This is a genomic window from Micromonospora deserti, from assembly GCF_003236335.1.
GTDB classification, from domain to species: Bacteria; Actinomycetota; Actinomycetes; order Mycobacteriales; family Micromonosporaceae; genus Micromonospora; species Micromonospora deserti.
Window position 1 is genome coordinate 1 of the sequence record NZ_POUB01000058.1, and the last position, 26,332, is coordinate 26,332.

Annotated in this window: 32 protein-coding genes, 2 tRNA genes and 1 other RNA gene; 12 read left to right on the top strand and 23 right to left on the bottom strand. The window is 71.0% G+C overall.

Annotated elements, in window-relative coordinates; genetic code table 11:
* Positions 1-1,243: DNA polymerase III subunit gamma and tau (locus tag C1I99_RS11245; RefSeq protein WP_146603941.1), on the bottom strand; the 1,243-nt coding region annotated here is incomplete at its 3' end.
* A gap of 108 nt (positions 1,244-1,351) precedes the next feature.
* Positions 1,352-1,442, bottom strand: an RNA gene (ffs, locus tag C1I99_RS11250) — signal recognition particle sRNA small type.
* Between the two features lie 81 nt (positions 1,443-1,523).
* On the opposite strand from ffs, the gene C1I99_RS11255 reads away from it, so the two are divergent.
* Positions 1,524-1,608, top strand: a tRNA-Ser gene (locus C1I99_RS11255).
* A gap of 89 nt (positions 1,609-1,697) precedes the next feature.
* Here C1I99_RS11255 and C1I99_RS11260 read toward each other — a convergent pair.
* From C1I99_RS11260 to C1I99_RS11315, 12 genes are all read right to left on the bottom strand, one after another.
* Positions 1,698-2,960 (bottom strand): tyrosine-type recombinase/integrase, encoded by a 1,263-nt coding sequence (locus C1I99_RS11260; RefSeq protein ID WP_111134158.1) that lies wholly within the window; start codon positions 2,958-2,960, stop codon positions 1,698-1,700.
* A 15-nt stretch (positions 2,961-2,975) separates the two neighbouring features.
* Complete coding sequence (locus C1I99_RS11265; protein ID WP_111134159.1) at positions 2,976-3,185, bottom strand: helix-turn-helix domain-containing protein; 210 nt, start codon at positions 3,183-3,185, stop codon at positions 2,976-2,978.
* Between the two features lie 216 nt (positions 3,186-3,401).
* On the bottom strand, positions 3,402-4,715 hold the full coding sequence (locus C1I99_RS11270) for a DUF3631 domain-containing protein (RefSeq protein WP_111134160.1): 1,314 nt from the start codon (positions 4,713-4,715) through the stop codon (positions 3,402-3,404).
* Positions 4,712-5,602 (bottom strand): bifunctional DNA primase/polymerase, encoded by an 891-nt coding sequence (locus C1I99_RS11275; protein WP_111134161.1) that lies wholly within the window; start codon positions 5,600-5,602, stop codon positions 4,712-4,714. The genes C1I99_RS11270 and C1I99_RS11275 overlap by 4 nt, the downstream gene beginning before the upstream one ends.
* A complete protein-coding gene (locus C1I99_RS11280) occupies positions 5,595-5,867 on the bottom strand; it encodes a hypothetical protein (protein ID WP_111134162.1) in 273 nt (90 codons plus the stop codon). The genes C1I99_RS11275 and C1I99_RS11280 overlap by 8 nt, the downstream gene beginning before the upstream one ends.
* Positions 5,868-5,871: 4 nt before the next feature.
* Entirely contained in the window at positions 5,872-6,156 is a 285-nt protein-coding gene (locus C1I99_RS11285; protein WP_111134163.1) for a hypothetical protein, read from the bottom strand.
* Positions 6,153-6,401: a hypothetical protein gene (locus C1I99_RS11290; RefSeq protein WP_111134164.1), complete on the bottom strand. Its 249-nt coding sequence runs from the start codon at positions 6,399-6,401 to the stop codon at positions 6,153-6,155. The genes C1I99_RS11285 and C1I99_RS11290 overlap by 4 nt, the downstream gene beginning before the upstream one ends.
* Positions 6,402-6,543: 142 nt before the next feature.
* The gene (locus C1I99_RS11295) at positions 6,544-8,769 is read right to left on the bottom strand and encodes a P-loop NTPase family protein (protein ID WP_111134165.1); all 2,226 of its coding nucleotides are present in this window, start codon (positions 8,767-8,769) and stop codon (positions 6,544-6,546) included.
* Positions 8,762-9,094 carry a hypothetical protein gene (locus tag C1I99_RS11300; RefSeq protein WP_111134166.1) on the bottom strand — a complete coding sequence of 111 codons (333 nt, stop codon included), beginning with the start codon at positions 9,092-9,094 and terminating at the stop codon, positions 8,762-8,764. The genes C1I99_RS11295 and C1I99_RS11300 overlap by 8 nt, the downstream gene beginning before the upstream one ends.
* A 94-nt stretch (positions 9,095-9,188) precedes the next feature.
* A complete protein-coding gene (locus C1I99_RS11305; protein WP_111134167.1) occupies positions 9,189-10,019 on the bottom strand; it encodes an ABC transporter permease in 831 nt (276 codons plus the stop codon).
* A complete protein-coding gene (locus tag C1I99_RS11310; RefSeq protein WP_111134168.1) occupies positions 10,016-10,390 on the bottom strand; it encodes an RRQRL motif-containing zinc-binding protein in 375 nt (124 codons plus the stop codon). Before C1I99_RS11310 ends, C1I99_RS11305 begins: the two co-directional genes overlap by 4 nt.
* Entirely contained in the window at positions 10,390-10,638 is a 249-nt protein-coding gene (locus tag C1I99_RS11315) for a DUF6284 family protein (protein ID WP_111134169.1), read from the bottom strand. Before C1I99_RS11315 ends, C1I99_RS11310 begins: the two co-directional genes overlap by 1 nt.
* A gap of 677 nt (positions 10,639-11,315) precedes the next feature.
* On the opposite strand from C1I99_RS11315, the gene C1I99_RS11320 reads away from it, so the two are divergent.
* Both C1I99_RS11320 and C1I99_RS11325 read left to right on the top strand, forming a co-directional pair.
* Positions 11,316-12,482: a hypothetical protein gene (locus tag C1I99_RS11320; RefSeq protein ID WP_111134170.1), complete on the top strand. Its 1,167-nt coding sequence runs from the start codon at positions 11,316-11,318 to the stop codon at positions 12,480-12,482.
* 3 nt (positions 12,483-12,485) lie between these two features.
* Positions 12,486-13,040 carry a cysteine hydrolase family protein gene (locus tag C1I99_RS11325; protein ID WP_111134171.1) on the top strand — a complete coding sequence of 185 codons (555 nt, stop codon included), beginning with the start codon at positions 12,486-12,488 and terminating at the stop codon, positions 13,038-13,040.
* Positions 13,041-13,060: 20 nt separating this feature from the next.
* On the opposite strand, the gene C1I99_RS32290 is transcribed toward C1I99_RS11325, so the two are convergent.
* From C1I99_RS32290 to C1I99_RS32295, 3 genes are all read right to left on the bottom strand, one after another.
* Complete coding sequence (locus tag C1I99_RS32290) at positions 13,061-13,705, bottom strand: hypothetical protein (RefSeq protein WP_146603942.1); 645 nt, start codon at positions 13,703-13,705, stop codon at positions 13,061-13,063.
* 983 nt (positions 13,706-14,688) lie between these two features.
* Positions 14,689-14,937 (bottom strand): flavin reductase, encoded by a 249-nt coding sequence (locus C1I99_RS11340; protein ID WP_111134174.1) that lies wholly within the window; start codon positions 14,935-14,937, stop codon positions 14,689-14,691.
* An 82-nt stretch (positions 14,938-15,019) separates the two neighbouring features.
* Positions 15,020-15,205: a hypothetical protein gene (locus C1I99_RS32295; RefSeq protein WP_146603943.1), complete on the bottom strand. Its 186-nt coding sequence runs from the start codon at positions 15,203-15,205 to the stop codon at positions 15,020-15,022.
* A gap of 197 nt (positions 15,206-15,402) precedes the next feature.
* Here C1I99_RS32295 and C1I99_RS11345 point away from each other — a divergent pair, with 197 nt between their 5' ends.
* Positions 15,403-16,170, top strand: a complete 768-nt coding sequence (locus C1I99_RS11345; protein ID WP_111134175.1) for a helix-turn-helix domain-containing protein — start codon at positions 15,403-15,405, stop codon at positions 16,168-16,170.
* Complete coding sequence (locus C1I99_RS11350; RefSeq protein ID WP_111134176.1) at positions 16,161-16,352, top strand: DUF397 domain-containing protein; 192 nt, start codon at positions 16,161-16,163, stop codon at positions 16,350-16,352. Before C1I99_RS11345 ends, C1I99_RS11350 begins: the two co-directional genes overlap by 10 nt.
* A gap of 85 nt (positions 16,353-16,437) precedes the next feature.
* On the opposite strand, the gene C1I99_RS11355 is transcribed toward C1I99_RS11350, so the two are convergent.
* Positions 16,438-17,016: a dienelactone hydrolase family protein gene (locus C1I99_RS11355; RefSeq protein ID WP_111134177.1), complete on the bottom strand. Its 579-nt coding sequence runs from the start codon at positions 17,014-17,016 to the stop codon at positions 16,438-16,440.
* A gap of 150 nt (positions 17,017-17,166) precedes the next feature.
* Between C1I99_RS11355 and C1I99_RS11360 the strand changes: the two genes are divergently transcribed.
* Complete coding sequence (locus tag C1I99_RS11360; protein ID WP_111134178.1) at positions 17,167-17,745, top strand: hypothetical protein; 579 nt, start codon at positions 17,167-17,169, stop codon at positions 17,743-17,745.
* A 69-nt stretch (positions 17,746-17,814) separates the two neighbouring features.
* On the top strand, positions 17,815-18,309 hold the full coding sequence (locus C1I99_RS11365) for a hypothetical protein (RefSeq protein ID WP_199562087.1): 495 nt from the start codon (positions 17,815-17,817) through the stop codon (positions 18,307-18,309).
* A gap of 513 nt (positions 18,310-18,822) precedes the next feature.
* Here the strand turns inward: C1I99_RS11365 and C1I99_RS11370 are convergent.
* Positions 18,823-18,909 (bottom strand) — tRNA-Ser (locus tag C1I99_RS11370).
* Positions 18,910-18,984: 75 nt separating this feature from the next.
* Between C1I99_RS11370 and deoD the strand changes: the two genes are divergently transcribed.
* The 3 genes from deoD (at position 18,985) to C1I99_RS11385 (ending at position 20,931) form a co-directional block, all read left to right on the top strand.
* Positions 18,985-19,692 carry a purine-nucleoside phosphorylase gene (deoD, locus tag C1I99_RS11375; protein WP_111134180.1) on the top strand — a complete coding sequence of 236 codons (708 nt, stop codon included), beginning with the start codon at positions 18,985-18,987 and terminating at the stop codon, positions 19,690-19,692.
* A gap of 136 nt (positions 19,693-19,828) precedes the next feature.
* Positions 19,829-20,467 (top strand): TetR/AcrR family transcriptional regulator, encoded by a 639-nt coding sequence (locus C1I99_RS11380; RefSeq protein ID WP_111134181.1) that lies wholly within the window; start codon positions 19,829-19,831, stop codon positions 20,465-20,467.
* A complete protein-coding gene (locus C1I99_RS11385) occupies positions 20,464-20,931 on the top strand; it encodes an acyl-CoA thioesterase (RefSeq protein WP_111134182.1) in 468 nt (155 codons plus the stop codon). Before C1I99_RS11380 ends, C1I99_RS11385 begins: the two co-directional genes overlap by 4 nt.
* Before the next feature lie 51 nt (positions 20,932-20,982).
* On the opposite strand, the gene C1I99_RS11390 is transcribed toward C1I99_RS11385, so the two are convergent.
* From C1I99_RS11390 to C1I99_RS11400, 4 genes are all read right to left on the bottom strand, one after another.
* Complete coding sequence (locus C1I99_RS11390; protein ID WP_111134186.1) at positions 20,983-21,435, bottom strand: nucleoside deaminase; 453 nt, start codon at positions 21,433-21,435, stop codon at positions 20,983-20,985.
* Between the two features lie 205 nt (positions 21,436-21,640).
* On the bottom strand, positions 21,641-22,165 hold the full coding sequence (locus tag C1I99_RS11395; RefSeq protein ID WP_111134183.1) for a tRNA adenosine deaminase-associated protein: 525 nt from the start codon (positions 22,163-22,165) through the stop codon (positions 21,641-21,643).
* Between the two features lie 119 nt (positions 22,166-22,284).
* The gene (locus C1I99_RS33295; protein ID WP_199562086.1) at positions 22,285-22,452 is read right to left on the bottom strand and encodes a hypothetical protein; all 168 of its coding nucleotides are present in this window, start codon (positions 22,450-22,452) and stop codon (positions 22,285-22,287) included.
* Positions 22,453-22,539: 87 nt separating this feature from the next.
* Positions 22,540-22,878, bottom strand: coding sequence for a hypothetical protein (locus C1I99_RS11400; protein ID WP_111134187.1), 339 nt, complete (start codon positions 22,876-22,878; stop codon positions 22,540-22,542).
* 116 nt (positions 22,879-22,994) lie between these two features.
* On the opposite strand from C1I99_RS11400, the gene C1I99_RS11405 reads away from it, so the two are divergent.
* Positions 22,995-23,747 carry a M23 family metallopeptidase gene (locus tag C1I99_RS11405; protein ID WP_111134184.1) on the top strand — a complete coding sequence of 251 codons (753 nt, stop codon included), beginning with the start codon at positions 22,995-22,997 and terminating at the stop codon, positions 23,745-23,747.
* Between the two features lie 166 nt (positions 23,748-23,913).
* Positions 23,914-26,332, top strand: a 2,419-nt coding sequence (locus tag C1I99_RS11410; RefSeq protein ID WP_111134185.1) for a glycosyl hydrolase, incomplete at its 3' end; no start/stop codon positions are given.

Here is a 26,332-nt window from a genome sequence, read left to right on the forward strand (position 1 = left end):
GGGCAGCGGGCGCCGGGCGTACGGCCGCGGGGGCGGTGACCGGCGCGGGGCCGGCGGCGGCCGGCGGCGCGTCGGTGCCGGCGAGGGTGAGCCGGCGTTCCATGCGTTCCAGGCGCTGGAGCAGGGCACCGGCGGAGTCGTCGGCGCCGGGCAGCAGCATCCGGGCGCAGATCAGCTCCAGCAGCAGCCGGGGTGCGGTGGTGCCGCGCATCTCCACCAGGCCGTCGTGCACGATGTCGGCGCAGCGGGACAGGGTGCCCGGGCCGAGCCGCTGGGCCTGCGCGGCCATCCGCTCGATCTGGTCGTCGGGGCCGTCGATCAGACCCTTCGCGGCGGCGTCCGGCACCTGCTGGAGCACGATCAGGTCGCGCAGCCGCTCCAGCAGGTCGGCGGCGAACCGGCGCGGGTCGTGCCCGGCCTCGGCCACCCGGTCGACGGTGGCGTACGCGGCCGCCCCGTCCCCGGCGGCCAGCGCGTCGCACATCTCGTCGATCAGCGCCGAGTCGGTCACCCCGAGCAGCGCGGCCGCCCGGGAGTAGGTGACCCCCTCCGGCCCGGCACCCGCGATGAGCTGGTCGAGCACGGAGAGGCTGTCCCGGGCGCTGCCGCCACCGGCGCGCACCACCAGCGGGAATACCGCCGGCTCGACGGTGGCCCCTTCGGCCTGGCAGAGCTGCTCCAGGTATGGGCGGAGCACCTTCGGCGGGATCAGCCGGAACGGGTAGTGGTGGGTCCGCGACTTGATCGTGCCGAGGACCTTCTCCGGCTCGGTGGTGGCGAAGATGAACTTGACGTACTCCGGCGGCTCCTCGACCAGCTTGAGCAGGGCGTTGAAGCCGGCCGACGAGACCATGTGCGCCTCGTCGATGACGTAGATCTTGAAGCGGCTGCGGGCCGGCGCGAAGAACGCCTTCTCGCGCAGCTCGCGGGCGTCGTCGACGCCGCCGTGGCTGGCCGCGTCGATCTCGATGACGTCGATCGAACCCGCGCCGTCGGTGGCCAGCGAGCGGCAGGAGTCGCACCGCCCGCACGGCTCCGGGGTGGGACCCTGCTCACAGTTAAGCGAGCGGGCCAAGATCCGGGCGCTGGAGGTCTTGCCGCAGCCGCGCGGACCGGAGAAGAGGTACGCGTGGTTGAGCCGCCCGCTGCGCAGCGCCTGCGACAGCGGCTCGGTGACGTGCTCCTGGCCGATGACCTCGGCGAAGGTGCGTGGCCGGTACTTGCGGTAGAGCGCCAGTGCCACCCGTCCCGCCTCCTCTCGACCGAGCCATTCTGCGCCGGTCCGCCCCGGGTCACCACCCACCCCGCCGGTGGCCTGACCCGCAGGGACGTTACCGGTACCCGGAGACAGAAAGGCCCCCCGTGCACCCGTCAGAGCCCGCTTATCCTTGCTGCCTTCCGGCCCTGGGGAGGTTCACGAGATGCACGCCGCACGGGGGGTACCACCAGCGTACCCGACCGCCGGTCGATCGTCCGGGGGTGGTGGGGTGGGCGATCCCGTGGGGACCTGTATCCTGTTCGGCGGAGGATTCGCCTAGAGGCCTAGGGCGCACGCTTGGAAAGCGTGTTGGGTTAACACCCTCACGAGTTCGAATCTCGTATCCTCCGCTCTCTTGAGCAGCACAAACGGAAGGGCCGGCCCCGTCAGGGACCGGCCCTCCGCCGTCTCTACGGTCACTCTCGTCTCAGTTGTCGTCTCACTTGCCCTGTTCCGGCCCGTCTGGCTGCCCGTTGCCGAACTCTCCCGACCGGCGCGGCGAGTCGCCCCAGAGCAGCCCGCCGAGTTGCTGCGCAATGTCGCGTCGCACCTGATCCGTCATGTGCTGGTAGCGGACCGCCATCGCCGAGTTGGACCAGCCCATGATGCCCATCACGGCGCGGCCGGAGACGCCGAGGACCAGGAGCACGGTGGCGGCAGTGTGCCGGGCGTCGTGTAGCCGGCCGTCCCGCACTCCGGCGAGCGTGAGCAGCCGCTTCCATTCGTCGTAGTCCGTCGCCTGATGGATCGCCTCTCCGGTTGGCGAGGCAAACACCCACCCTTCATCGCGCCAGAGCTGCGCGGCGGTTTCTCGCTCGGCCTCCTGTTCCTTTCGGTGCTGCCGTAGTAGGTCGCTCAGGGCATCTGGCAGGCCGATCGAGCGGCGGCCGGCGCGCGATTTGGTGTCGGCCGCTACCGGGCGTTCGTTCACCCGGTCGGGGCACTGACCGGGGATCTTCTGTCCGCACTTTCCGTCGCAGCCGTGCCGCCATTTTGGCCGGAGAAGCGCACGCCGAACGGTGAGCGTCCCGTTGTCCAAATCCACGTCCGACCATTTCAGGCCGAGCGCTTCGCCCTGGCGCAGCCCGAGGGCGAGCGCTACCGCCCACCGGGCGCTGTTTCTCCGCGATGCCGCCGCGCGGAGGATCGCCTGCACCTCGGGGACGGTGTACGGCTGTACCTCGGAATCCGGAAGGCGAGGCGGCTTGGCCAGCGCGGCGGGATTCCGGGCGAGGTGCCCCCGGCGGACCGCCTCGCCGAGTGCCGTGCGGATGGTCCGGTGCGCCTGGTGGGCGGTACCGGCCGCGCTGCCGTTGGCCATCATCCGGCCGTACAGCGTTTCCAGGTGCTCCGGCTCCAAGCGGTCGAGGCGGTGGGCACCCACGCCGGGGATCAGGTGCCGGCGGACAGCGACCCGGTAGCCGTCGAGGGTGTTCGTACGGACCACCGGTCCGGCGATGTTCTCCACCCAATGCGTGAGCCACTTCTCGACCGTCCAGCGCTGCCCCGGCTTTCGTACCGTGCCGTTGTCGCGCTCCCGTTCCAGGGCGCGAACCTTGCGGATCACCTCGGCTTCCGTCTTCGCCTGGACGTGCCGCCGGTCGGGCTTCCCGTTGTCCTTTACGCCGACCGTGACGCGGCCGTGCCAGTAGCCGTCACCGCCCTTGTAGATGCTCGATGCGCCGTTTGGCTTGCGTCCCAATGCAGGCTCCTTTCGTCAGGCGGCGTGGTCGAGGGGCGTCGGTTCGGCCAGCAGGTTCCGCACGTACTCGTCGAGGCAGAACGTGGGGACTCGGCGGAGGCGGCCGATGGTGACGGTGCGGATCTGGCCGGTCTTGATGAGGGCGTACATGGTGGTGCGGCCGATGCCGAGTCGTTGGGCGGCTTCTTCGATGGTCAGGACGACGCGGTTTTCTGGCGTGGGCACGGCTTCTCCCCGTTGTTCCGGTGGGTTGAGAGCGCCGATGGCGGGCGTTCTCATCAGGCGAGGGTCAGTTGCTAGGTGGGGCAGTCGGATCGATGACGGCCGCCAGAACGGCCCGCTGAGAGCGCCGTAGAGCCAAGATCTCCCGCACCCCGGAGTAAGACGTAGCGGGAAACCGTCTCGGTGGCTCTCAGCGGGCCGCTTCTACGGCTCGGTCTGTCACCGGCGATGCCGGGTGACCTGTTGCCGAGGGGTATCCGTCCCATCCGTACCAAGCTCGTTTTGCCTGCTCAGGTGCGGTACGGATTGGGGTGCTGGTACGGATTGATGCGTACCACGGGCGCGGCTGGGTGGGGTCTCTGGTACGGATCGATCCGTACCAGTCAGGGAATCCGTACCGGGAATGACCTGCGGAAACGAGGTTGGGACGCTTGGTACGGATGGCCCGGCGGCGGGTGCCGGGCAGTAGCGGCTCCACGCATCGGTGAAGGCGTCTCGGGTGTAGCCCTTGGCCTGCCCGACCGGGAATCGGATGGTGGTCGAGGTGATGCCGAACTCGCGGAGCAGGTCGCCGAGTCGCTTGCCAGTGAGGCCGGTCGGCCCGAACCCTGCCCACGGCGCTTCTTCATCGCCGTTGAGCGCGGTGAGCAGGTCATGGGTGGAAGCCGCGGGCGGGTCGCCGAGCACGGTGAAGGCAGTACGCACGTCGGCCAGCAGCCGCACGCGGGTGGAGACGTTGCCGGACTCGTCGGCTTCGGTGGTCAGGACGGTGACGGCCTGGCGGGCGCGCTGCGGCCAGGTGCCATCGGCCAGGTCGGCGACGGCAACGAGAGGTTCCCACGTGTCGGCGGCACGGTCTTCGACCGGCATCGGAGGCTCGGCAGCTTCGAGAATGGCGAGGTGCGCGCCGAGCCACTGTCCGAGGCGTTGCGCGATGGCCCGCAATGCCGGACCGTCGCGACGGTGCCGGTAGGGGGCGACCGTCTCACCTGGGGCACGGCGGCGCATCCGCACGACAACGGCGCGGTCTTCGATCGTGTCGGGCATCGCGCCGATGCCGGCGAGAGCGGCCATGGCGAAGGTCGGGATCTTCTCCAACCGCTGGGTGCCGGCATCCCAGCGGATCGCGGGCCGGTTGCGCTGGTGGCCCGCGTTGAGCAGCCCGCGTAGGTCTTCGTTCGCGTCGGCGTTCTTCCCGCCAAAGATGGTGTCGGCCTCATCCACGAGCAGGGTTGGCGGGTTGTCGCTGCCGATCGCGCGGTAGACGGCGGCGGGTGAGGCGTTGACGGTGATGAGCGGGTTGTGGCAGCACCCCTCCACCACGTCGAGCAGCCGCGATTTTCCGCACCGCTTCTCCGGCGCCCGGATCACGAGGCGGGGCGCGTGCGCCCACGCGGGCTGGGCGTGGGTGGCGGCGATCCACAGCGCCACCGCGTCGACGGCCTCGGCGCTGGGCAGGATGACGTAGCGGGTCAGGCAGGCGTGGAGGGCATCGAGGATGGCCGCCCCGTCGGCGGGTTTGGTGGTGGTCATGCGGCGACTCCTTCGTCTCGGAAGCCGCCACGGATGGCGGCGCGGATATCGCGATCGGTCTGCTCGGCGCGGCGGCCGGCGTCGGTGAGCGCGGCTATGGCGTCGGCCGGGTCGATGGCTCCGGCGGCGACCATGCGGGCGACGCCTCGGGCTGCGCCGTAGAGGGTGGTGCGGCGGGTGCCCTCAGCGGCGGCGGCCACCCGGTCGAGTAGTGCGGCTAGGAGCCGGTCGGGGTGGGAGATGCCCCCCGCCCCGGTCAGCCGCGTCGGCCCGGTCACGGCCACCACCGGCGGTGCTGGCGGTGGTGTGCACGCCGTGAGCAGGGCGGGGGGCATCTCCTTCACGACCTGGCCGGGCACCCACCGGTACGGGCGGCCGGTGCGCGGGTGCACCGACGGCGGCAGCACCACGTAGCCGCCATCGGCTTTCACGTCGACACCGGGGCCGAGCCCTTGACCGGGCTTGCCCTGGCTACACGGCACTCGGCGGCCGGGGTGCCGGTAGTACAGGTGCAGGCCACCCGACCCGGTGAGTACCCGCGCGGTGGGCGGGGTGAGGCCTGCGGTGATCAGCCGGGCGAGGGTGTCCGCTCCGCCGTGCGCGGGGTCCACGTCGACCACGACCACCCCGGACGCTGCCCCGGTGCGGAGGGCGAGCTGCCCGCGCGGGACGGCGGCCACGATCGCGGCGACCCGCGTGGGGTCGGTGGTGGCGGCGTAGAACCCGTGGCAGGTCAGGCAGCCGCAGGCTTCCTGATCGTGGGTGGGGTCCTCTTCCGCCTTCGGGCAGTCGGCGCAGTTGGCGACCGGCCGTTTCGAGCGGCCAAGCATGAACACCGGCCACCCGCGCTCGGCGTAGCGCAGGGCGGCGGAGAGCAAGTCAGGCAACGGGCCTCTCCCTTCGGGTCGCACGGCGGGCGCGGGCGGCGGCCAGGTCGACCACCGCGCCGCCCGCCGGGTCGGGCTGCCGTTTGGTGCGTTCGTGGCGCTCCTGCGCGCAGGCGGCGCAGTCACGTCGCAGGAGGTAGACCGGCCGGCCGCTGAGGCTGTCCTCGGCGGCCAGTAGCCGGCCGCAGATGTGCGGGTACGGCTCGGCGTCTGTCACTGGTCGGCCGAGGACCGTGGATGCGGCGAGCCACCGGGGTGCGGCCATCGGGTCACCGCCTCGGCCGGGGTCGCGCGGTGATGGCGGCACGGATGACGGCCTGGCGCAGGTCGCCCAGCAGTCCCACCAACTGGCGGCGGGCGGCCGGCTCGATCGGGGCGAGGGCGACTCTGACGCGCACCTCGGCGTGTTCGCGGCCGGCGGCGGTGCGGACGCGGACGAGGACGGCGCGGGCGTGGCCGGGCAGGTCGATCACGATTTCTGGTGAGCGGTGTTCGCCGAGGCCGCACCGGTGGTCCCGTCCGCACCAGTCGGTGTGACCGTCGCGCCGGTTCATCGGGTCGCCTCGGCGCGGAGGCGGTGGAAGTAGTTGTAGACGCGCCGTCCGGTGCGCAGCCGCAGCCCGCGATCGCAGCGGCGGCAGGCGCGTGGCCGGTGGAGGATGCGGGTGGTGGTGTGGCCGGTGCCGGCGCACCGCTTGCAGGTCTTGAAGGGGCTGAGCCAGCACAGCCCGGCGTAACCGAGCGTGACCAGGGTGGCGGGCGCGACGACGGCGATAGCGAGGGTGAACAGGGGGTCCACAAGTGCCTCCCAGGCCGGTTTTTGGGTGTGTGAGGCCGTGAGCTGCTATCTGCTAGTCGGCAGCTCATGATTCGGATGGGGTGCTAGCAGGGGTGCTAGCGCTAGCAGGACGGGCCGCTAGCGCTAGCACCCTCGGACGGGGTTAGCTGGCGGACCGCTTGCGGTCACGCTCCGCGATCGCGGCCAGGAGGTCGGCATGCTTGATGCCGCGACGGGTGGTGGCCTTGCCGTCGATGCGCCGCCCGACGTCGGCGACCTTCACGAGCGGGTGGGGCTTGAGCGCGGTGGTGAGCTGCGCGGCCTCCCACCCGCCGTACACGTCGGGTCGCAGCTCGGCCAGCAGCGCGCACAGCGTCTCGTTCCACACGGCTTTGTCGTCGCCCGGCCAGATGCGGGCCAGGTCGCCGAGCACGTCCGCCACCGGAGCCACGTCGCGGGTCTGGTCGTCCGGCTTGGGCAGCGTGCCGGCCGACTGCCGCAGGGCGACGGCGCGGGCCACGATCCGGCCGGCGGCGGTGGTGTCCACGTAGAACGACCGCACCGCCGACGCCTTCGGGCCGAAGCCGCGCAGGATGCCCCACCCGGCCTCAATCACCGGCTGAAACACCGTGGCGCGGTAGCCCTGCTTGTACGCGGACGTGCCAAGGATCATGTCGTTCGCGGTCTGGTCAGCGACGCTGAGGCAGAAGCGGGAGTTGACGTTGCGGGTGATGCCGGTGGGCAGGCTGTCCTTGTCGGGGATCTGCGTGCCGATCAGGATGATCACGCCGAGCGCCCGGCCGAGCTTGATGACCTTTTCCAGGATGTCCCCGGCGTCCTTGCCGTACTTGCTGGTCATCAGCTCTTGCAGCTCATCGAACCACGCCACCAGCGGGTGCAGCCCCGAGCCCTTGAGCGACGCCAGTTCCGGCGTGACCTTGTTTTCCGGGGCCTTGCCCAATCTCGCGTAGTGCTCGATGCGCTTGGAGCGGCGGCGGCACTCCTCGTACAGCCACTCGATGAACGCGAAGCACCGCGCGAGGGTGTCGTCATCGAAGCCGTTGCCGTACTCCGTCATGACCGGCTCCAGCACGGCGAAGTCACCGACGCCCTTCAACTCGTAGCCGCGAATCTCGGCGCGCGGGTCGAGGGCGGCGGCCAGGATCAGATCCCGCAACGCGAACGTCTTCCCACTGCCGGGCTGACCGCCGAACAGCCAGTTCCGGAACATCAGGTCAACGGTCACGGTGTCCAGGCGCGGGGTGGTGGCGAACGGGAACGCCTTGAACACGTCCACCTTCGCGGCGCTGCCCAGCAGCGGCCAGGCGGGCTGTTTCATCTGCGACGCCGGCTCATACCCGACCCACAAGGCCAGGCGCCCGGTGTGACCGGGCGCGGGCTCGGGCCACACCTGATCCAGCGGCAGCCGCATGGCCGAGGCGAGCTTGCCCCGCCGGGCGACCACCTCGGCGGCCTCCACCCCGTACGGGAGGTCGACCACGGCCAGGTAACCGGGGCCGTCGCGGTGGATGTCCACCGGGAACGTGATGGCCTTCGGGTCCTTCGCAACCGCCGAGTTGATGGCCGGCATCTGCAACGAGGTCAGCGCGCGGCGCACCAGCTCGGCGGTGAGCTTGCGGTAGCGAGTGCCCTCGCTTACCCGGTCCGTGATCGGCTTGTCCGCCGGGCGGCCGAGCGTGGCCAGCAGCGGCACCACCACGGCGAGCGCGGCGTACCGCCACCACGCCGGCCCGAGAGCGAGCACGATCGCGCCCGCGATCATTGCGGCGGCACCGGCGGCGAGCACCCACCACCGCCAGACGGTTTGGCGCTGGCGGCGGGCGTCGAGCTTGAGCCAGGTGTCGGCGTCGCCTCGGGAGGCGGCGGCCTGCCGAAGGTGCCAGTTGCCCTCTTCGGCGGTGGCCCAGCGCAGCGCCCGGCCGAAGCCGCGGAACAGCCCGACCGGTGCCCACACCGCCGTCTTCGCCGCGTACTTCGGCAGCCTGACGCCGTGGTAAACGGTCACGTAGCCGGCGTCCTTCGTTTGGTGCCGCACGGCCGTCCGGAACGCTCGCCAGGAGCGCGCCCAGTCGGCCAGGATCGGCCGGCGGTCACGCTGCCGCGCGAGCACGTCACGCGGGATGTCCTCGGCCGCGTCGACCGGCCCGCCCTCACGTGCGGGGCCGTCCTCGATGCTCTCCGCGTCCTCGGTGCCGTCGTCGCCCTGGCCGTCGCCGTCGCCGTCGGCGACCGGCGGGCGGGGACGGGGCACGCGGCGTGCGCGGGCGTCGTCCAGGTCGACCACCTCGGCGTCACCGCCGGGCGTGCCGGTGAGGTCGGTTTCGGCGGCCTGCCAGTCGAAACGGTCATCCTCGTGTGGGCTAGCCACGGCGGGCCTCCTTACGGGTCGCGGGGGTGATGTCGGCGCAGAGGTTGGCGTCCGTGTCGATGTGCCACGGCGTGGTGCGGATCAGGCCGCGCGTGGCCAGGGCGGCGGCGACTGCGGTGAACTCCCGCTCGTCGGGCCGCTGGTAGGGCTGCGTGCGGGTCGGCAGGAACACCCACTCGGTGCCCTGCGCGTAGCGGATGAGCAGGACGTAGCCGCCGGACGTGGCGGGGGCGATCGTGGCGCGCAGCGGCCTGCCGAGCCAGAACGGCCGGCGAGGACGCAACCGGGTTGCGGCTCGCCGCAACGCCCGCAGAGGTGACAACATCAGAGATCTCTCCCGAGGTCGTGATGGCTGAGGGATGCAGGGCCGGCGGCACGGCACGGTTTCCTAGGCCGAGGGGCCGTGCCGCCGGGCGGGGCTAGTCGTGGGAGCGAACGAGGTGCGCCAGTGCGGCGCCCATGCCGAGCACCGCGACCGGCAGGCACGCGACGGCGGTGGTGATCCACCACGGGGCGGATTCGACGCCGGCCGCCACGAGCAGGTGGTAGGCGACCTGGCCGAGCGCGCCGACCAGCAGTGACGCGATGGCCGACCACTTCGCGAACCGGCGCGCCCGCTCGGGCACCCGGCCGGACAGCCACACGTACAGCGCGTACGCGCCGTAGGTCTCCACGCCGATCGGCAGGGTGATCGCGCTGTTGATGGAGAAGCTGTCCCAGATCCCCGGTAGCGGGTGCACGATGCCGAATCCGGTGAGTCCGCCGAGTCCGACCCACCCGGACCAGATCGCCACGAACGCCGGCAGCGCCAGCAGCACCACCGGCCATACCGCCGCCGGGCGGCCCGGTGTGGGCGGGGTGGGGGTGCCCGGGTGACCGACCGTGCTGGCCTCGGCGACCGGCTCGGCCGGCGTGATCTCCACCGGCTTGACGGCCGGTGGCGTGGACTCGGGCACGCCCGGCAGCGGGGCCGGGTCCGGGCCGATCGGCTCGGGATAGTCCAGCCGGGGCGCGGCCGGCGCGGCGGTGTCGGTGCGGTCGGCCAGGTCGCGGGCAACGATGTCGCGTGCCCGGTCCTCGATGAGCCGGGTTCGCAGGTCGGTGGCCTTCGGAGCGCCGATGCGGAACTCACTCATGAGCCGGTTGCGCGAGGGCACCTCGCCCAGCTCGGCGGTGAGCTTGCGGGCGGCGGGCAACAGGTCCTCGATGGGCTGGGGGTAGCGGGTGCCGTTGATGGTGGGGGCGGTCATGCTGCATCCTCCTGGGGGAAGGCGCACGCGAGGCATTCGCCCAGCGAGCGCGGGATGTAGTAGGGCCGGACCGTGCCGCAAGTGGGGCAGGTGCGGCGGGCGGTCAGCGCGGCGCGGACCGCGCGAAGTTGAGCGGGGGTGGCGGTGCGCTTCGGTGCCGCAAGGTCGACCCGGTACAGGTAGGCGGTGCGGGTGCCGCCCACGCCGCGCCACAGCACCTGCGCGGCGACCGGCTGACCACCAGGGCGTAGGCCGGCGGCGGTGAGTTGGCGGCGGGTGGCGTAGCCGGGCGGGGCACCTCGCCACCAGTAGGTGGGGATGCCGTACCGCGTCCCGTCCGGATCGAAGTAGGCGGCGCGGATGCGTGACATCAGGCCGCGCGGCGCGGGTCGGTGGTGCGGGCGGCCAGCTCGGCGGCGGCGCGGGTAACGCGGGACTCAGCCCGGCGCAACCTGCGCCAGTCCAGAACGGTCGGGCCGCCGTGGTCCTCAGCGTTGAGCAGAGTGATTTCGGCGTCCAGGACGTCCAGCTCGGCCGCGATCAGCGGCCACTCCACCTCGATCGCGGCCAGGTCGGCGGCGGTCGGCTCGGCGGTGATCGGAGCGAGGTGCTTCCTCACGGGAACCTCCGGTACAGCTCGAAGCAACGGGATGGTGTTGTGCAGCGCGCGCAACCCGCTTCACTCGCTCCGCTCGCCCGGGACCTACCGGGGTCGGCCGCCATGCAGCTCAATGCAGAGTTCCTGCTCAGCGAGCTACGCGCGCTCATTCCTGTCGCTGTGGAGTTCTCAATGAACGACCTGATCCGGCGTCCCATGGGCGTACGGCAACCCCGTGCCGCCGTTCCCCGAGCCATCCGGCCGGATACAACTTGGCGTTGTATTCGCAAGCTACAGCGCGACGTTGTATTCGCGCAAGCATCTCTACCGCGTAGGCTTGTAGTGATGACCTCTACCGAGTTGCCCACCGACTGGTGGACCACCGAGCATGTGCGGGCCTACCTCGCGTCGGTAGGTGTCCCGATCAGTCGCGCGACCTGGGCGTCCTACGTCTCGCGCGGGCAGGCTCCCGCGCCCGATCGAATGTTCGGTCGGTCGCCAGCGTGGCGGCCAAAGACCATCCAGCAGTGGCAGGCCGGAAGGCCGCGCCGGGGCACCCCCGCCGATTAGTTCGGATCATCTGGTGCCTCCCGTCCTCGGCTCCCGTCTGTGGCGGCACCTTGCTCGCCTGCCAATGAGACTGCCCGGCGCGCAGCGAATCCGGCAGGTCCTACGCGCGGACACGAAGGACACGCGCTATGTCCACTGAGGTCTCTCGGCAGTTCAAGCCCAACCTTGTGCTGGTCAACCGCCGCAAGTCGGCAGGCTGGGAGTCGCGAAAGCGCGCCGCTCGGGAGCTGCACCGCCTCGGCCGACAGCACGGCATCCGGGAGACACCGGCCGTCGAGGCGATCGAGAAGGCAATGTACCGGCATGAGACCGGGCGCGTGGCGGTCACCGACCCGATCTACCGACAGCTCTACTGCCTGGCGTACGGAGCGAAGCCGCACGACCTGTTCGGGGAGCTAACCAGCGGCGCGGAGGACCGCCCACACTTCTCGGTGCGGTCACACAAGTTCGTGCCGGCCTTCGTAGGCGCTGAGGGCGCAGCCGTGCTGCGGGACAGCGCCGGATGCACCCCGGCAGCGGGGCAGTGGTACAGCTGCTGCTCAACGCCTGTCGAACACCCTGAGGGCGAATGCACCCTGTACGTATGGCCGTGCGGTTCGGCTGTCTTCCACTTGGTCGAGACCTTGCAGTTGTCGACCATCGCCTCGCTGGCGGCGTGGCGCAAGGTGTCGTACGGCGACAACATCAAGTGGGCGGCCGACTACCTCTCGCGTGTCGTGCCCGACCTTGACCAGTCCGGCCTGTACGTCCTGGGGACGCACTGGCTGATCGAGCCAGCGTGGCCACCCGAACTGATCGAGCCGGCGTTGCGCATCATGTCGACACCATCCGTCCTGCTGCACCGAGACCGCCCGATGGATGACGAGCACCTGGCCCACGCCGAGCTGGTCGAGCAGTCGTTGCTGTCCGAGGCGTACGACCATGGAGGCATCGAGTCCTTCGGCGTACGCGGAATCTCGTCCGGATACGCGTCATGGTCCGGCGTGGTCTATCACCCGGTCGCCGCAGAGCGCTCACTGACGGAAACCGAGCTGGTCGCCTGTGAACTTGCGGTTCAGTCCATGTGGGCGTTCACCGATGCAATCACACGCCAAATTGAGCAGGGCCGAGACCCAGACGTACCGCCGGAGTACGGGTGGCGATACCTTCGGGGAGTCCGCTCCCGGTTGACCACTTCTCGGCCACGAGAAACCGGACAACATCAAGCGATGCGCAGAGCAATCCTGCGAACGAGTGACCTCCTACCAGCCCTAGAACAGGCCATCGAAACCCTCCGCGACACGGATCGAGGTTGAGGCATGACGACGAATCGGCCGGTACTCGTAGTGACCGATATGCAGAACGGATTCGTTCGAGAGCAGTCGGCGCATATCGTGCCGATCGTCGCCGACTTGGTACGACGCTGGCAGGAGAGCGGTGGTGACACCCTCTTTACACGCTACCTGAACTACCCCGGGAGTCCATTTGAGCGATTCTTTGGTTGGCGACGACTCCAGTCCCCACCCGAGACTGACATCGTGTCCGAACTACAGCCATACGTCGAACGCGGCATCATGTTCGACAAGACAATCTATAGCCCGTTTTCCGCTGAGGGGATAGAGCTGTTCTCACGGCACGGCTGGACAGAGTGCTACTTCTGTGGGATTGCGACCGAGAGTTGCGTCTTGAAGGGTGCGGTGGACGCCTTCGAGCGCAACTTGACCCCCTGGCTTATTTCCGACGCTTCGGCTAGCCACGCTGGCCCGGAGGCGCACGCCGCTGGACTCCTGGTTGCACGGCGCTTCATCGGCCCAGGTCAGGTCATTACTCGGGCCGACATCCCCGCCGCACTCGTCAGAGGTCAGGCCGCATAGGCTCAGCCAGACCGCAAGCATTAGCGGATAGACACTGCGCCAGACGTGAACCAGCTTGTCAGGGTCAGCGCCAGCATGACGGCACTTTCCGCCTCCCCTTGAGTAACGTGAAGAGGCGAATCGACGCCGGGGTCAACGTGACGTGAGTATTCGTTTGTCCACAACAGTTGGAGCATCTGCAATAGCACCTTCTTCGGCTCAACCGCCGAATCAACAGTGAATGCGAAGTCCCACTTCTCCGGCTTGTCGCGAAAAACGGAAATCATCTTGCCGAGAGTGGGTAGCTGATCATTTGGAGTGAGGACAGGTCCAGCGGCAGCCTCTACTGCGCGAACGGCGCATCGGTAGGCGGCTGAGGGATCTCGGTTCATCGAGAAGGCATGACGCCAAGCGTCTGCCAGCAACTCACCTGATCGCGCCTCCTTTGCCGCCAACGACTCAGCCGCCAACTGAACCGTCTCGTCGATGCGGTCAGCCAGTCCCGGTTTCCCGGATACCTCCGAAACTCGCCACCTACTCGCCGAATCCTTCAGAACCACTTCAAGAGCGGCGATTCTATGGGAATGCTGGACCCCATCCAGGCATGAGAGGCGATAGTCTACAGCCGTTAGAAACGCCATCTCGTCTCTGTAGAGGGTTTCACGCAGGGCCTTCAATCCCGTCACTCGGCCCGAATACTCTCGGCCACTCCCGGTCCATCCGATTCCTACACGAATCAGCCTCTCCACTCTTCGAATTTTTTCGACACTCGGGTCGTAGTATCCCCCACTGCTGGATGACCTCCACGTCGACATCTCTGCCGAAAGCCAACCCCACAGCGATTCCCTTAGCCAATCCGGCACTCCATCGTGGAGCCTGAAGAACGCTTCGCGTCCGCCTTCCTGTCTCGCATAGAAAGGAACCCAAGCTTCTCCCACCCTGGCCATCCCCCCTGGAAATTGGTGGGGCAAAGCCACCCCAAACCAACGGCTTCGTATATATCGAGCGGCTAGAGTATAAAGGAAGGTATACGGGTCGCAGTTGGAGGACGCGGCATCAGCTTCCGATTATTGCGCATTGTCGGAGAGGTGTGGAATGGGCGAATCGTACCCATACGAAGCTAAGCGGCAGATCGATGCATTGGTGGACACACTGACAGAGCTATGCAGCCGCCAGCCGGAACAGACTGTGCAGGGCATCGCCCTGCCGATAATCGACGCAGTTCTTGAGACCGTTCAGGCGGTCCGACCCAACGACTTGGTTGTCAAGGCCGCCCGAGGCGTCATACGGCCAGAGCAGCTTGCGGCGGGCGAGCCGGTACGAGCGACGGATGCGCTGGTAGTCGCTAAGCAGCTCAGTGCTGCGATCGGACCATACCCCATGATGATCGCTTAGCACGGATGGGCTGTGGCAACCTCGGCCCGTCTCAGTTGCCGTCTCGTTCATCCTCGTTCGGGGCCGGTCGTAGACCAACGGCCAGCAGGATTGGCCAGGATCTCGTACTCACGGGACCGGCGATGAACGTGGCTTTGCAGACTTGGAAAGCGTGTTGGGTTAACACCCTCACGAGTTCGAATCTCGTATCCTCCGCTCGCCTGAGCGCCACGAAAGGGCCGGTCCCGCATGGACCGGCCCTTTCGTCGTACGCAGGGCGATCTCACCGGCCGGGTTACCCGCGCGGGCGGGCCCAGGAGACGAAACGGTCGGTCAGGTCGACCGGGCGCGTCGCATGATCGAGGGCGGCGAGTTGGTCGGCGGCCTCGGCCTGGAGTGTCGCCAGATAAACGGTCAACGCCGCGCGGTCGTGCCGGTACTCGGCGAGCAGCCGCAGCTTCGCGGCGGAGCAGGGCCAGGCGATGCCGCAGACCGCACAGCGCCAGGTGGGGCGGGTCGGGAGGTGTTCGCGGCGGCGGCTCACCGTGACCGCACCTCGACGGCCCGGACCCGGTCGACGCGGGCGAGGGCGAAGCGCCCGCGGATGCGGATGGCGCCGTCCGGGTTCACCAGCGGCCCCCGTTCGCGCGCCACTGCTGGGCGCGGGTCAGCGTGCCGGGCCGACCTGGGCCGGCCGTCGGGAAGATGTCGGTCGGCTGGTTCGCCCAGGTTGGCCCCTCGTTCAGCGGCTGCCGGCGCGGGAGCGGGGGCGGCATCGGGGCGGGCTCGCAGCGCCAGAACCGGAGTCGCACGGGTGGGCCTCCTTCACGGTTGGAGGGGGCCGCCCCGCCTCCGCGCCGGGGCGGCCCCGTAGCTGACGCCGACCGCCGGGCTTCCTCGCCTCCACCGGCCGCGCCGTCCTGTGAAACCACCCTTCCGCGCGTCACCAGACAGATACACCGCGTGTGGATATGGTCGGCAGATATTTGGGACATCCGATGGAGGGGCCGTGAACGACGCGCTGCGGGTGGCGCTCAGCGACACCGGGCACACGATTGAATCCCTTGCCGAACAAGTCGGCGTGGACCCGAAGACCGTGGGGCGCTGGCTGACCGAGGGCCGCATCCCGCATCCTCGGCACCGCTCGGCGGCGGCGGAAGCCCTCCATCGCGACGTTTCGGACATATGGCCGGACACGTCGAGACGGCGTGACCCGATCTGGTTCCGTCCCTGGCAGGAAATCGAGCGCGAGGCGCTGTCGCTGCGGTCCTACGAATCCGTCGTCCTGCCGGGCCTGCTTCAGACCGAGGCGTACGCCCGCGCCGTGCTCAGCGGCGCGGGACTGATCCCCCGAGGTGACGTCGAGCGGCACCTCACGGCGCGGCTCGCCCGGCAGGGCGTCCTGAAGCGGGACGACCCGCCGCAGTTCACGGCCGTCGTGGACGAGGCGGTCCTCCGGCGACCCGTCGGCGGCCGGGCGGCCATGCGCGAGCAGCTACAGGCCATCGTCACGGCGTGCGCCGAACCGCACATTCGCGTGCACGTCGTGCCCTCCACGGTCGGCGCCTACGCGGGCCTGAACGGCCCGTTCGTGATCGCCAACAGCCACGATCACCGGGTCGCCGGCTATCTCGACAACCAACTCCAGGGGCAAGTGGTTAGCGACCCGGACGACATCGCCGCAATACTGGCAGCGTGGGAGAACGTGCGCGGCGAGGCGCTGTCCCACTGGCAGTCTGTCGACCTCATCACGGAAGTGGCGGAGACATGGAACTGATCGGCGCGCGGTGGCGCAAGAGCAGCCGCAGCAGCGGCAACGGCGGCAACTGTGTCGAGGTCGCCGACAACCTGCCCGGCGTGGTCGGCGTGCGGGACTCGAAGGACCCGACCGGGCCGGCGCTCGTCTTCGAGCCGGCGGCCTGGCGGGCGTTCGTCGCCCACGTCGCCGAGCGGGCCTGACCCACAACTGTCCGAACTGGCCCGGCGGCGGCCGGGCCGCGCCCAGCGGCGCGGGTCGGGCCGCCGCCGAGACATTCCTCGGCGGCTACTTGACGCCGTCGAGGAAGCGCAGCACCCGGTCGGTGAGCAGGGCGGCGGCCTCCGGGTCGTACGAGGCCAGGCTGCTGTCGGCGAAGAGGTGCTGGTCGCCGGGGTAGCGGAACAACTCGGCGTCGGTCGTCGACGCCACCAGGGCGCGGGCTGCGTCGAGGTCGCCTTCGGCGACGAAGAACTCGTCGGCGTCCATCCCGTGGATCTGCACCGGCACCCCCGAAGGCCACGCCCCGCCGAACTCGGACGGCGGGACGCAGGCGTGGAACAGCAGGGCGCCCTTCGCGCCGGGCCGGGTCTGGGCCAGCAGCTGCGCCGGCATGACCCCGAGGGAGAACCCGGCGTAGACCAGCGCGCCGGTCAGCCCGTCGGCGGCGCGCCGCCCCCGCTCCAGGATCGTGCCGAACCCGACCTCCTGGGCGTACGCCCCGCCCTCCTCCAGGGTGTCGAAGACGCGCCCCTCGTAGAGGTCGGGGACGTGCACGGTGTGACCGGCCCGTTCGATCGTCGCGGCGATGTCGCGCACGCCGGGGGTCAGCCCGTGCGCGTGGTGGAACAGCAGCATCTCGGCCATCAGGGTCCTCCCTTGGCGGGGCCTCGTCAGAATCCCCGGGCGATGATGCCCTGACGTACTGACACTGCGCCCGGTACGGTCCGGGTGACCGTCGGCGGGATCCGTCGTACACATGTTCCATCCACAGGGTGTGGATGCCGGAGGGTTCGGATGAGTTACCAGCTCAGCGCCGTGATCGCGGACGTCGAGCTGCTCCGCGAGCAGACCGGCGAGCTGGACCACGCGGTCCTCGGCGAGTTGCGCCAGGATTTCGCGCTGCTGCCGGTCACCCCGCAGCTGGTCGAGGAGCTCACCGGCGCGCTGCCCGACTTCTGCGTGGCGGAACGCGACGCCGACCGACCGTTCCACCTGGTGCTCTCGCCGGCCCTCACCGAGGTGCTGGCGCGGTGGTCGCGGCAGGGGCCGCTGGCGTACCTGGAGGCGGAGTTCGCCGGGGGCGCCGGGTACCAGTCGGCGGTGGTGTGGCTGGGCGGGACGGTCCACTGGGGGCCACGCCTCGACGCGGTCTTCGACGGACCCCGGTCGGAGTGGCCGCTCAATGCCGCACTCGCCCGGCTCGGCGCGGAGCCCGGGCCGTGGATCGACCCGTTCGCCGAGCTGGGCCTGCACCTGGAGCGGAACACCGCCGGGTGGCTGGCGCACGGACGGCGCCGACTGAGCGCCGACTACTGGGACGACCTGGCCGAGGAGTGGGAAAACCGAGAATCTGCCGATCCGGCAGCAACCTGAACGCCCCGGTTCCGTTGGGGACTGGGGGATTCCATGAAATTGCGACAATTCGTCTTTATCGCGACGCTGCTGACGGCTGCCTCGATCGCCGGCAGCGGCGTGCGTCCACAGTGGTCGGCCTCGCCCGGCCAGGCCGCCGGGTCGGTCGAGATCGTCGGCCTCAACGGGCTGCGCAACGTCGAGTTCGGTGACACCCAGGACGAGCTCACCCGCCGCGGCATACTCCGCACCGACGTCGACGCCTGCGGCCCCACGCTCGCCGGGCACGACACGGTCAGCCCGATCTTCGTCGACGACCGGTTGGTGCTGCTCTGGCTCGGCGACCCGATACATACGCCGGAGGGCGTCACCGCCGGCAGCCCCGTGGCGGAGGTCTGGTCCCGCTATCCGTCGGTTCGCGAACTCGACGCTCCACAGGGGACGCACCGGTTCGACGGCCTGCTCGCCCGGCACGGCGACCGGGCGTACCTCTTCCTGCACGACGGCCGGACCGTACGCAAGATCATCGCCGGATACGCCGACTGGGTCCAGCGCCTCTTCGCCGAGGGCCACGGCCCCTGCTGACGTCGCCGGCCGCGCGGCACTGTGCCCGCCGAACGCCGGGGCCAGGTGCATTGCCGAAGATCGTTCTGCTGCTGGAGGCCGACGGGGACGACGCCACGTACCGGCTCACCCACCGGGACGCCACCATCCCGACCGCGTGAGGTGCGGCGGGCAGGGCCTGCGGGGCCGGCCCGCCGCGCCGGCCGTACCCACGAAACGCCCGGCCGGTCCGTCAGGACCGACCCGGCGTTTGCGCATCTCACCCGTTCCCCTTACCGGGTCGTGTTCAGCCGGGCCGGCCTCGCTCACGGGGCGGAATGGGGTCGTCGTAGGCGCCGGGCGGACCCGTGTACCGCTTGCCGTCGAGGTACGGCACAGGTCCGCCGAGACATCGCCCCGGCGCGTCGGCGGGTTGGCCGCGCGCCGGATGGCGCAGACGGGCCGGAACCGGCCTCCTGGGCACCAACTGGACACCAGAAGCGGAACGCCCGGCCGATCCTCGCGGATCGACCGGGCGTTTTCGCATTTCACGAGCGGTGGCGGCGGGATTTGAACCCGCGGGGGGCGTGAACCCCCACACGCTTTCGAGGCGTGCTCCTTAGGCCACTCGGACACACCACCGCCGAGTAGGGTACAGGACCCGGGGTTCCGACGCCGAACCGGTATCCCTCGGGCCGGCCTGGCAGGATCTCTGCCATGAGTACGCACATCGGCGCGAAGCCGGGAGAGATCGCCGAGCGGGTCCTGATGCCGGGCGACCCGCTGCGGGCCAAGTGGATCGCGGAGACCTACCTCGAGGACGCCCGGTGCTACTCGACGGTCCGGGGCATGTTGGGCTTCACCGGCCGCTGGAACGGCGTCGACGTCTCCATCCAGGGCTCCGGCATGGGTATGCCCTCCGCCTCGATCTACGCCCACGAGCTGGTCAACGAGTACGGGGTGAAGACGTTGATCCGGGTCGGCTCCTGCGGCGCGCTCAGCGAGGATCTCCGGCTGCGGGACGTGATCGCCGCCATCGGCTCGTCCACCGACTCGAACATGAACCGGATGCGCTTCGACGGGTTGATCGACTACGCCCCGGTCGCCGACTTCGGGCTGCTCCGTACCTCCGTGGAGGTGGCGGAGCGGCGCGGCGTCACCATGCGGGTCGGGCCGATCCTGGCGGCGGACGCCTTCTACACCGACCGGCCGGACCTCTACGACACCCTGGCCGCCTACGGCGTGCTGGCGGTCGAGATGGAGTCGGCGGCGCTCTACACGATCGCGGCCCGGTTCAAGGCGCGCGCGCTGACCGTGCTGACGGTCAGCGACCACATCCGGACCGGCGAGAAGACCACCTCGCAGGAGCGCGAGCAGACCTTCAGCCAGATGGTGGAGATCGCGCTGGACACGATCATCGCCTGAGCTCCGATCGTCCCGCTGCCGCCGCCCCGCCGCCCCTGACGGCGGGGCGGCGTCGCGTTTCCGGGCCTCGCTGATGGTGAGCGGCGTCACCGCCTATATGAATACGACCGGTCGTGCTTTTTAGTACGCTGCCCGCATGACAGTCGACGGACGCGTCGCCCGCGGCGACCGCACCCGCAGCGCCGTGCTGGACGCCGCGGTGGTGCTGGCGTCCGAGGCCGGCCTCGACGGGCTCTCCCTCGGCCAGCTCGCCGAGGCGCTCGGGGTGAGCAAGTCCGGCCTCTTCGCGCACTGGCGATCCAAGGAGGCCCTCCAGCTCGCCACCGTCGACCGGGCGGTCGAGCAGTGGCAGGAGCGGATCATCGCCCCAGCCCTGCGCGCGCCCCGGGGTGTGCGGCGGCTCTGGGCGCTGCACGACGCCCGGATCGACTTCTACGCCGCCCGGGTGCTCCCCGGCGGCTGCTTCTTCGCCACCACCGAGTTCGAGTTCAACGCCCGACCCGGCCCGGTCCGCGACCGGCTCGCCGAGGTGTTCGACCGGTGGGCGGCGTTCCTGGAACGGCTCGTCCGGGAGGCGGTGGCCCTCGGCGAACTGCCCGCCGAGGTCGACGTCGAGCTGCTGGCGTACGAGATCGACTCGCTCGGGATCGCCGCCGCGATGCGCTCCCGGCTGCTGGACCCGGAGATCGCCTACCGGCACGCCCGCCAGGGCGCGCTCACCCGCCTCCGGGCGTTGTGCCCCGACCCCACCCTGCTACCGGAAGGCCTGTCATGAGCCACGCCACCATCGAGGCGCCCGCCGTCGAGTTCGGTCACGTCGAGCACGTCACGGTGCACTTCGACGACCTCGACGCGATGGGCATCATGCACAACGCCCGGTACGCGGTGCTGCTGGAGCGGGCCCTCACCCCGTACTGGGCGGACCGCGGGGTCGTCTACCGGGGCGGGCACGACACCCCTCCCGACCTGTTCCACGCGGTACGCGAGTTCGCCATCACCTACCGCGCCCCGATCACCACCACCGGGCCGGTGGCCGTACACTTCTGGCTCGAACACTTCGGCACCAGCAGCGCCGAGTACGGCTTCCGGTTCCGCTCGCCCGACGGCGGCACCGTGCACGCGGAGGGGCGGCGGGCCATCGTCCGGCTCGACCCGGCGACGCTGCGCCCCGCGCCGTGGACCGACGCCGCGCGGGCGGTCGCCGCGACCCTGCTCCGCCCCGCCACGACCCCGGTCTGACGCCCGTACGACGCCCGCGGGTTGGTTTGGCGAGACACCGTGCCCGGACGGTCAGCGGAAGAAGGCGCGCAGCACCGCCGCGCTCTCCGACTCCAGGACCCCGCCGTAGACCTCCGGGCGGTGGTTGAGGCGGCGGTCGCGGAGCGCGTCCCAGAGCGAGCCGGCCGCCCCGGTCTTCGGCTCCCAGGCGCCGAAAACGACCGTGGAGACGCGGGCGAGCACCAGCGCGCCCGCGCACATGGTGCACGGCTCCAGGGTGACCACCAGGGTGCAGCCGTCGAGCCGCCACCGGCCCAGCCGCCCGGCGGCCCGGCGCAGCGCGAGCACCTCCGCGTGCGCGGTCGGGTCGCCGGTCAGCTCCCGCTCGTTGCGCCCGGTCGCCAGCTCGGTCCCGTCCGGCCCGTAGAGCACCGCGCCGACGGGCACGTCGTCGACCGCGCCGTCACCGGCGGCCGGGGGCCCGTCGTCCGGGCCGGTGACCGCCACCTCCAGCGCCCGGCGCATCCACAGCTCGTGCCGCCGCCGGCCGCCACCGCCCGGGTCGGCGAGCCCCTCGTCGGCGCCGGGCCCGACCCGGCCGGTCCGCCGCGGGGTGGGTTGCCCGGGCCGGACGGTCTCCAGCGCCGGGTCGGTGGCGTCCGCCGGCTCCCCGCCGTGCGGCAGGATCGGGTCCCCACCGCCCGGCGGCACCGGCCACGGTCCGCCCGGGTCAGACCTCACGTAGTTCCTCGACCTCGTCGGCACAGCCGAGCACCTGGCAGATCTCGGCGGTGACGTCGCCCGGCAGCATTCCCTCGTGGGCGCAGAGGGCGAGCAGCTTCGGCGCGGAGATGCCCAGGTCGGCGAGGAGATCCGCGTCGCCGACCGGGTCGGCCTCCGGATCCACGGCGGGCTGGTCGCTGTCGTCGTCGCCGGTGGCTGGGCGCTGCTCCTCGGTCTCGTCCAGCCCGGTCACCGAGGCCTTCAGGTCCCCGACGAGGATGGCGCCGAGCCGCGACTCCTCCGCGTAGGCCGAGTCGGAGCCGAAGATCCGCAGGTCCTCCCCCTCGTCGAGGCGGAGGATCACCAGGTAGGTGTCGTCCGCCTCGACGAACAGCAGCGACAGGTCCGCGTCCGGCTCGACGTCGCGCAACCGGTCGGCGACCTCGTCGATGTCGGTGACACCACGCAGGCTCACCTCGGCGGCGGTCCATCCGCTCTCGTCGCGCACCACGGCCGCAGCAAAGTACGACACGGTCCCCCCAAACTGCCTCGACACAGCACGCCGGCCCCGTTACGCGTGCACGTTATCCGGTCGGATCGGCAGGCGACCGGTCAACGCCCCGAAGGGCCGGTCAATCCTGGGAAAGTCGGTCAGCCGGCGATGCTTCGGCGGGTGGTGATCAGCTGCTTCAGCTGCTCGCTGCGGACCCGCTGCCGCCGCTCGCGCTGGCGTACCGCCCGGGCCCCGGCCAACTCGGCGAGGATCTGCAGGCGACGGCGGCTTCGCTCGGGGTCGAGCCGAGGAGTGGTCCAGGCCATACCGCCGAGGGTGCCGAGTCGCGGCGGCCACGTCAAGACGGGCTTCGCTGCGCAGCCACCCCACGACGGACCGCAGTCGCGTGGGGCTCACCAGAGCGGCCAGTCTCCCGAGGTCGCCCAGCGGACCGCCACGACGGCGGCGGCGATGCTCCAGCCGCCCGCGGTCACGATGGCGACGCCGGTGGCCACGCCGCGGTCGCCGAAGCGGCCCAGGACCAGGGCGGTCAGCCAGGCCAGCCCGCCGGCCACCACCGTCCACCAGGCGTACTCCGGCACACTGCGCCCGAGCAGGCCGAAGAGCAGCAGCCACGCCGCCGCCGCGGCGCCGCCGGCGGCCACGCCGGTGCCGGTGACCGGGTGCGGCTCCCGGTAGGTGGGGCGCGGCGGCGGCCCCGACGGGAACAGCCCCGAGGGGGTACGCGGCATCGGGCGGGTGCCGCTGTCCGGGTCGGACGGGAAGGCGGTTTGCCCGGTCGTCACCGTTGCTCCTCCCTGCACGCGGGCCGTTCGTCCCCACCGTACTGGTCTGTCAGGATGACCGGATGCCCTCGCCGACGATCGGCCGCCGCCGCGCGGTGTACCCGGTCCCGCTGCTGCTCGTCGCGGTGCTGGCCGCCGGGTGCGCGACGTCCCGGTCCGGGACGTCGCCGGCCGGCAGCGCGCCGAGCGGCCCCCGGGCGCCGGCCACCGCCGGTCAGCCGGCGCCGGCGAGCTCCGCGCCGGGCCGCGAGGCGGCGTCCGGCCCGGCCGCGGCGCCGACCCGGGCCGGGCTGCCACACGTCTTTCCGGTACGCGGGAGGAACGTCGCCTACCACCCGACCCACTCGGTGTATCCGGGCACGGACATCTTCGCCGACTGCGGGGAGCCGGTGGTCGCGGTGACCGACGGCACCGTGCTGGAGGTCAGCCGGGTGGACCGGTTCGACAGGCGGGGGCCGCTCGGGCCGTACAACGGCGGGCTGTCGGTGTCGCTGCTGGGCGACGACGGGGTGCGCTACTACGGCTCGCACCTGAGCGGGATCGCCGACGGCATCGACGCCGGGGTGCGCGTCCGCGCCGGCCAGCGGCTCGGCGCGGTCGGCCGGACCGGCAACGCGAACAACGTCTGCCACCTGCACTTCGGTATCTCCCCGCCGTGTGCCGGGCGGGACGGGTGGTGGATCCGGCGGGGCGTGGTCTGGCCGGCGCCCTACCTCGACTCGTGGCGGCGCGGGGGCAACCGGGAGCCGGCCGCGGAGGTGACCGCCTGGCACCGCCGGCACGGCTGCCCGAAGGCTCCGCCAACCAGCCGCTGACCCGGCCGGATTTTCGACATCCGCGCTTCACCCGTAGGAAACATTGACGAATCTCGCGCTCCTCGGCTAGCGTCCCGCGTCAAGAGAGCGCTCTCACGAATCACTTTCCTCACAATTCCGACTCGCTGCGGCAGCCGGACCGCCGGCGCCGCGCGAAGGAGGCACCGTGAAACCTCCTGCGCCACACCGCATCTGGGCCCTGGCCGCCACCACCGCCCTGGCCCTCACCCTCGGCGGCCTCGCCGTCGTCACCACCACCTCCGCGCACGCCGCCACCGTCGGCGCCGGCAGCTACACCACCACCCCGGTCGGCCCCCTCCCGACCGGCTGCGGCCAGCTCTCCACCAACCCCCGGCAGTTCGTCACCGCCGACGCGCCGGCCGGGGCGGTCCCCACCAACGACTGGTGGTCGTCGCTGCTGTTCAAGCGCACCGACTGCGCCTTCAGCGAGCCGTTGCACGCCCACCCGCTGTCGTACGACACATTCCCCGACGGCCTCGGCTTCTCGGCCAACTCCACCCCGGCGATCAGCGGCACCGCGACCGGCGTGGGCGAGTTCCACTACCCGTACGTGCAGGACATCCGGGTCGGGGTGGCCGGGCTCGCCGCGCCGCTGGTCCGGGTCGCCGGCTGGACCGACTGGACGGTCACCCCGTACTGGAGCGACGGCGCGCGGAGCCTGCGGGCCACCGTCGGCCACGGCCTGCCGTTCGCGTATTTCCAGGCCAGCGGTGGGGACGCGGTGATCAGCACGACCGGCACGCCGACCGTCTGGTCGAACAGCGGCGGCACCGTCGGCTTCTCCGTCAACGGCCACGACTACGTCGGCTACGCCCCGAGCGGCGCCAGCTGGACGGTCAGCGGCGGGCGGATCTCGTCCGCCCTGGCCGGCCGGGGCTACTTCTCGGTGGCCCTACTGCCCACCACCCCGCAGACCGCTGCGTCGGAGCGGGCCGGGCTCGCCGCCACCTTCGGCCGGTACGCGCACGCCCACGTCACCGGCACCCACCTCGACTACACGTACGACCCGGCGAGCAGCACCGTCACCACCACGTACGCGTTCACCACCACGCCCCGCGAGGGCACCGCCACGCAGACCGTGGTGAGCCTCTACCCGCACCACTGGAAGTTCCTGGCCGGCGCCACCCCGATCGGCCAGAGCTACCCGTCCGCACGGGGGCGGATGAAGGTGCTCACCGGCGTCGACCGGTTCCGCACCGCCATGCCGTTCCACGGGGTGCTGCCGGAACTGCCGGCCGTCGGCGACGGCGGCGGGCCGGACCTGGAGACGCTGCGCGGGCACCTCGCCGCCGTCCGGGGCAACCCGATGGACCAGCGCGGCGGCGACACGTACTGGACCGGCAAGGGCCTCGGCCGGGCCGCCCGGATCGCCGAGGTGGCCGACCTGGTCGGCGACACCGCCACCCGGGACGCCGCGCTCAACGCCATCCGCGGCACGCTCACCGACTGGTTCACCGCCTCGGCCGGCGAGTCCGGCCGGCTGTTCTACCACGACCGCAACTGGGGCACGCTGATCGGCTACCCCGCCTCGTACGGCTCCGACCAGGAGCTGAACGACCACCACTTCCACTACGGCTACTTCATCGCGGCCGCCGCGACGCTCGCCAAGTTCGACCCGCAGTGGGCGTCGGACGCCCGCTACGGGGGCATGGTCGACCTGCTGATCCGGGACGCCGACAACTACGACCGCGCCGACACCCGCTTCCCCTACCTGCGCGACTTCGACATCTACGCCGGCCACGACTGGGCCTCCGGGCACGGGTCGTTCGGCGCGGGCAACAACCAGGAGTCCTCGTCGGAGGGGATGAACTTCGCCAACGCGCTGATCCAGTGGGGTCAGGTCACCGGCGACCGGGCCGTCCGCGACGCCGGGGTCTTCCTCTGGACCACCCAGGCCGCGGCGATCCAGGAATACTGGTTCGACGTCAGCGACCAGAACTTCCCGGCCGCGTTCGGGCACTCCACCGTCGGCATGGTCTGGGGGGACGGCGGCGCGTACGCCACCTGGTTCAGCGCCGAGCCGGAGATGATCCAGGGCATCAACCTGCTGCCGGTCACCGGCGGTCACCTCTACCTCGGCCACCACCCGGCCTACGTCCGCACCAACTACGCCGAACTGGTGCGCAACAACGGCGGCCCGCCGACCGTCTGGCAGGACATCCTCTGGCAGTTCCAGGCGCTCGGCGACGCCGACGCCGCGCTGGCGAACCTGCGGGCCAACCCCGGGTACACCCCGGAGGAGGGGGAGAGCCGGGCGCACACCTTCCACTGGATCCGCAACCTCGCCGCGCTCGGCACGGTCGACACCACGGTCCGGGCCGACCACCCGCTGGCCTCGGTCTTCACCCGCAACGGAGCGCGGACGTACGTGGCGTCGAACCCGAGCGGGTCCCCGCAGAACGTGCGGTTCTCCGACGGCACCACACTGGCCGTGCCGGCGGGCCGGACGGCGACCACCGGCGCGCACACCTGGAGCGGCGGCAACGCCAGCGGCGGCGTACCGCCGACCGGCGGCCCGACGACCCCGCCGCCGACCACCCCGCCGCCGACCGGCAGCCCCGACT

Excerpts from the sequence above, each read along its gene's own strand:
- C1I99_RS11270 (WP_111134160.1), bottom strand. The coding sequence starts at position 4,715 with ATGACCACCACCAAACCCGCCGACGGGGCGGCCATCCTCGATGCCCTC.
- C1I99_RS11280 (WP_111134162.1), bottom strand. The coding sequence starts at position 5,867 with ATGGCCGCACCCCGGTGGCTCGCCGCATCCACGGTCCTCGGCCGACCA.
- C1I99_RS11285 (WP_111134163.1), bottom strand. The coding sequence starts at position 6,156 with ATGAACCGGCGCGACGGTCACACCGACTGGTGCGGACGGGACCACCGG.
- C1I99_RS11300 (WP_111134166.1), bottom strand. The coding sequence starts at position 9,094 with ATGTTGTCACCTCTGCGGGCGTTGCGGCGAGCCGCAACCCGGTTGCGT.
- C1I99_RS11305 (WP_111134167.1), bottom strand. The coding sequence starts at position 10,019 with ATGACCGCCCCCACCATCAACGGCACCCGCTACCCCCAGCCCATCGAG.
- C1I99_RS11310 (WP_111134168.1), bottom strand. The coding sequence starts at position 10,390 with ATGTCACGCATCCGCGCCGCCTACTTCGATCCGGACGGGACGCGGTAC.
- C1I99_RS11320 (WP_111134170.1), top strand. The coding sequence starts at position 11,316 with ATGTCCACTGAGGTCTCTCGGCAGTTCAAGCCCAACCTTGTGCTGGTC.
- C1I99_RS11325 (WP_111134171.1), top strand. The coding sequence starts at position 12,486 with ATGACGACGAATCGGCCGGTACTCGTAGTGACCGATATGCAGAACGGA.
- C1I99_RS11350 (WP_111134176.1), top strand. The coding sequence starts at position 16,161 with ATGGAACTGATCGGCGCGCGGTGGCGCAAGAGCAGCCGCAGCAGCGGC.
- C1I99_RS11355 (WP_111134177.1), bottom strand. The coding sequence starts at position 17,016 with ATGGCCGAGATGCTGCTGTTCCACCACGCGCACGGGCTGACCCCCGGC.
- C1I99_RS11360 (WP_111134178.1), top strand. The coding sequence starts at position 17,167 with ATGAGTTACCAGCTCAGCGCCGTGATCGCGGACGTCGAGCTGCTCCGC.
- deoD (WP_111134180.1), top strand. The coding sequence starts at position 18,985 with ATGAGTACGCACATCGGCGCGAAGCCGGGAGAGATCGCCGAGCGGGTC.
- C1I99_RS11380 (WP_111134181.1), top strand. The coding sequence starts at position 19,829 with ATGACAGTCGACGGACGCGTCGCCCGCGGCGACCGCACCCGCAGCGCC.
- C1I99_RS11385 (WP_111134182.1), top strand. The coding sequence starts at position 20,464 with ATGAGCCACGCCACCATCGAGGCGCCCGCCGTCGAGTTCGGTCACGTC.
- C1I99_RS11390 (WP_111134186.1), bottom strand. The coding sequence starts at position 21,435 with ATGCGCCGGGCGCTGGAGGTGGCGGTCACCGGCCCGGACGACGGGCCC.
- C1I99_RS33295 (WP_199562086.1), bottom strand. The coding sequence starts at position 22,452 with ATGGCCTGGACCACTCCTCGGCTCGACCCCGAGCGAAGCCGCCGTCGC.
- C1I99_RS11400 (WP_111134187.1), bottom strand. The coding sequence starts at position 22,878 with ATGCCGCGTACCCCCTCGGGGCTGTTCCCGTCGGGGCCGCCGCCGCGC.
- C1I99_RS11405 (WP_111134184.1), top strand. The coding sequence starts at position 22,995 with ATGCCCTCGCCGACGATCGGCCGCCGCCGCGCGGTGTACCCGGTCCCG.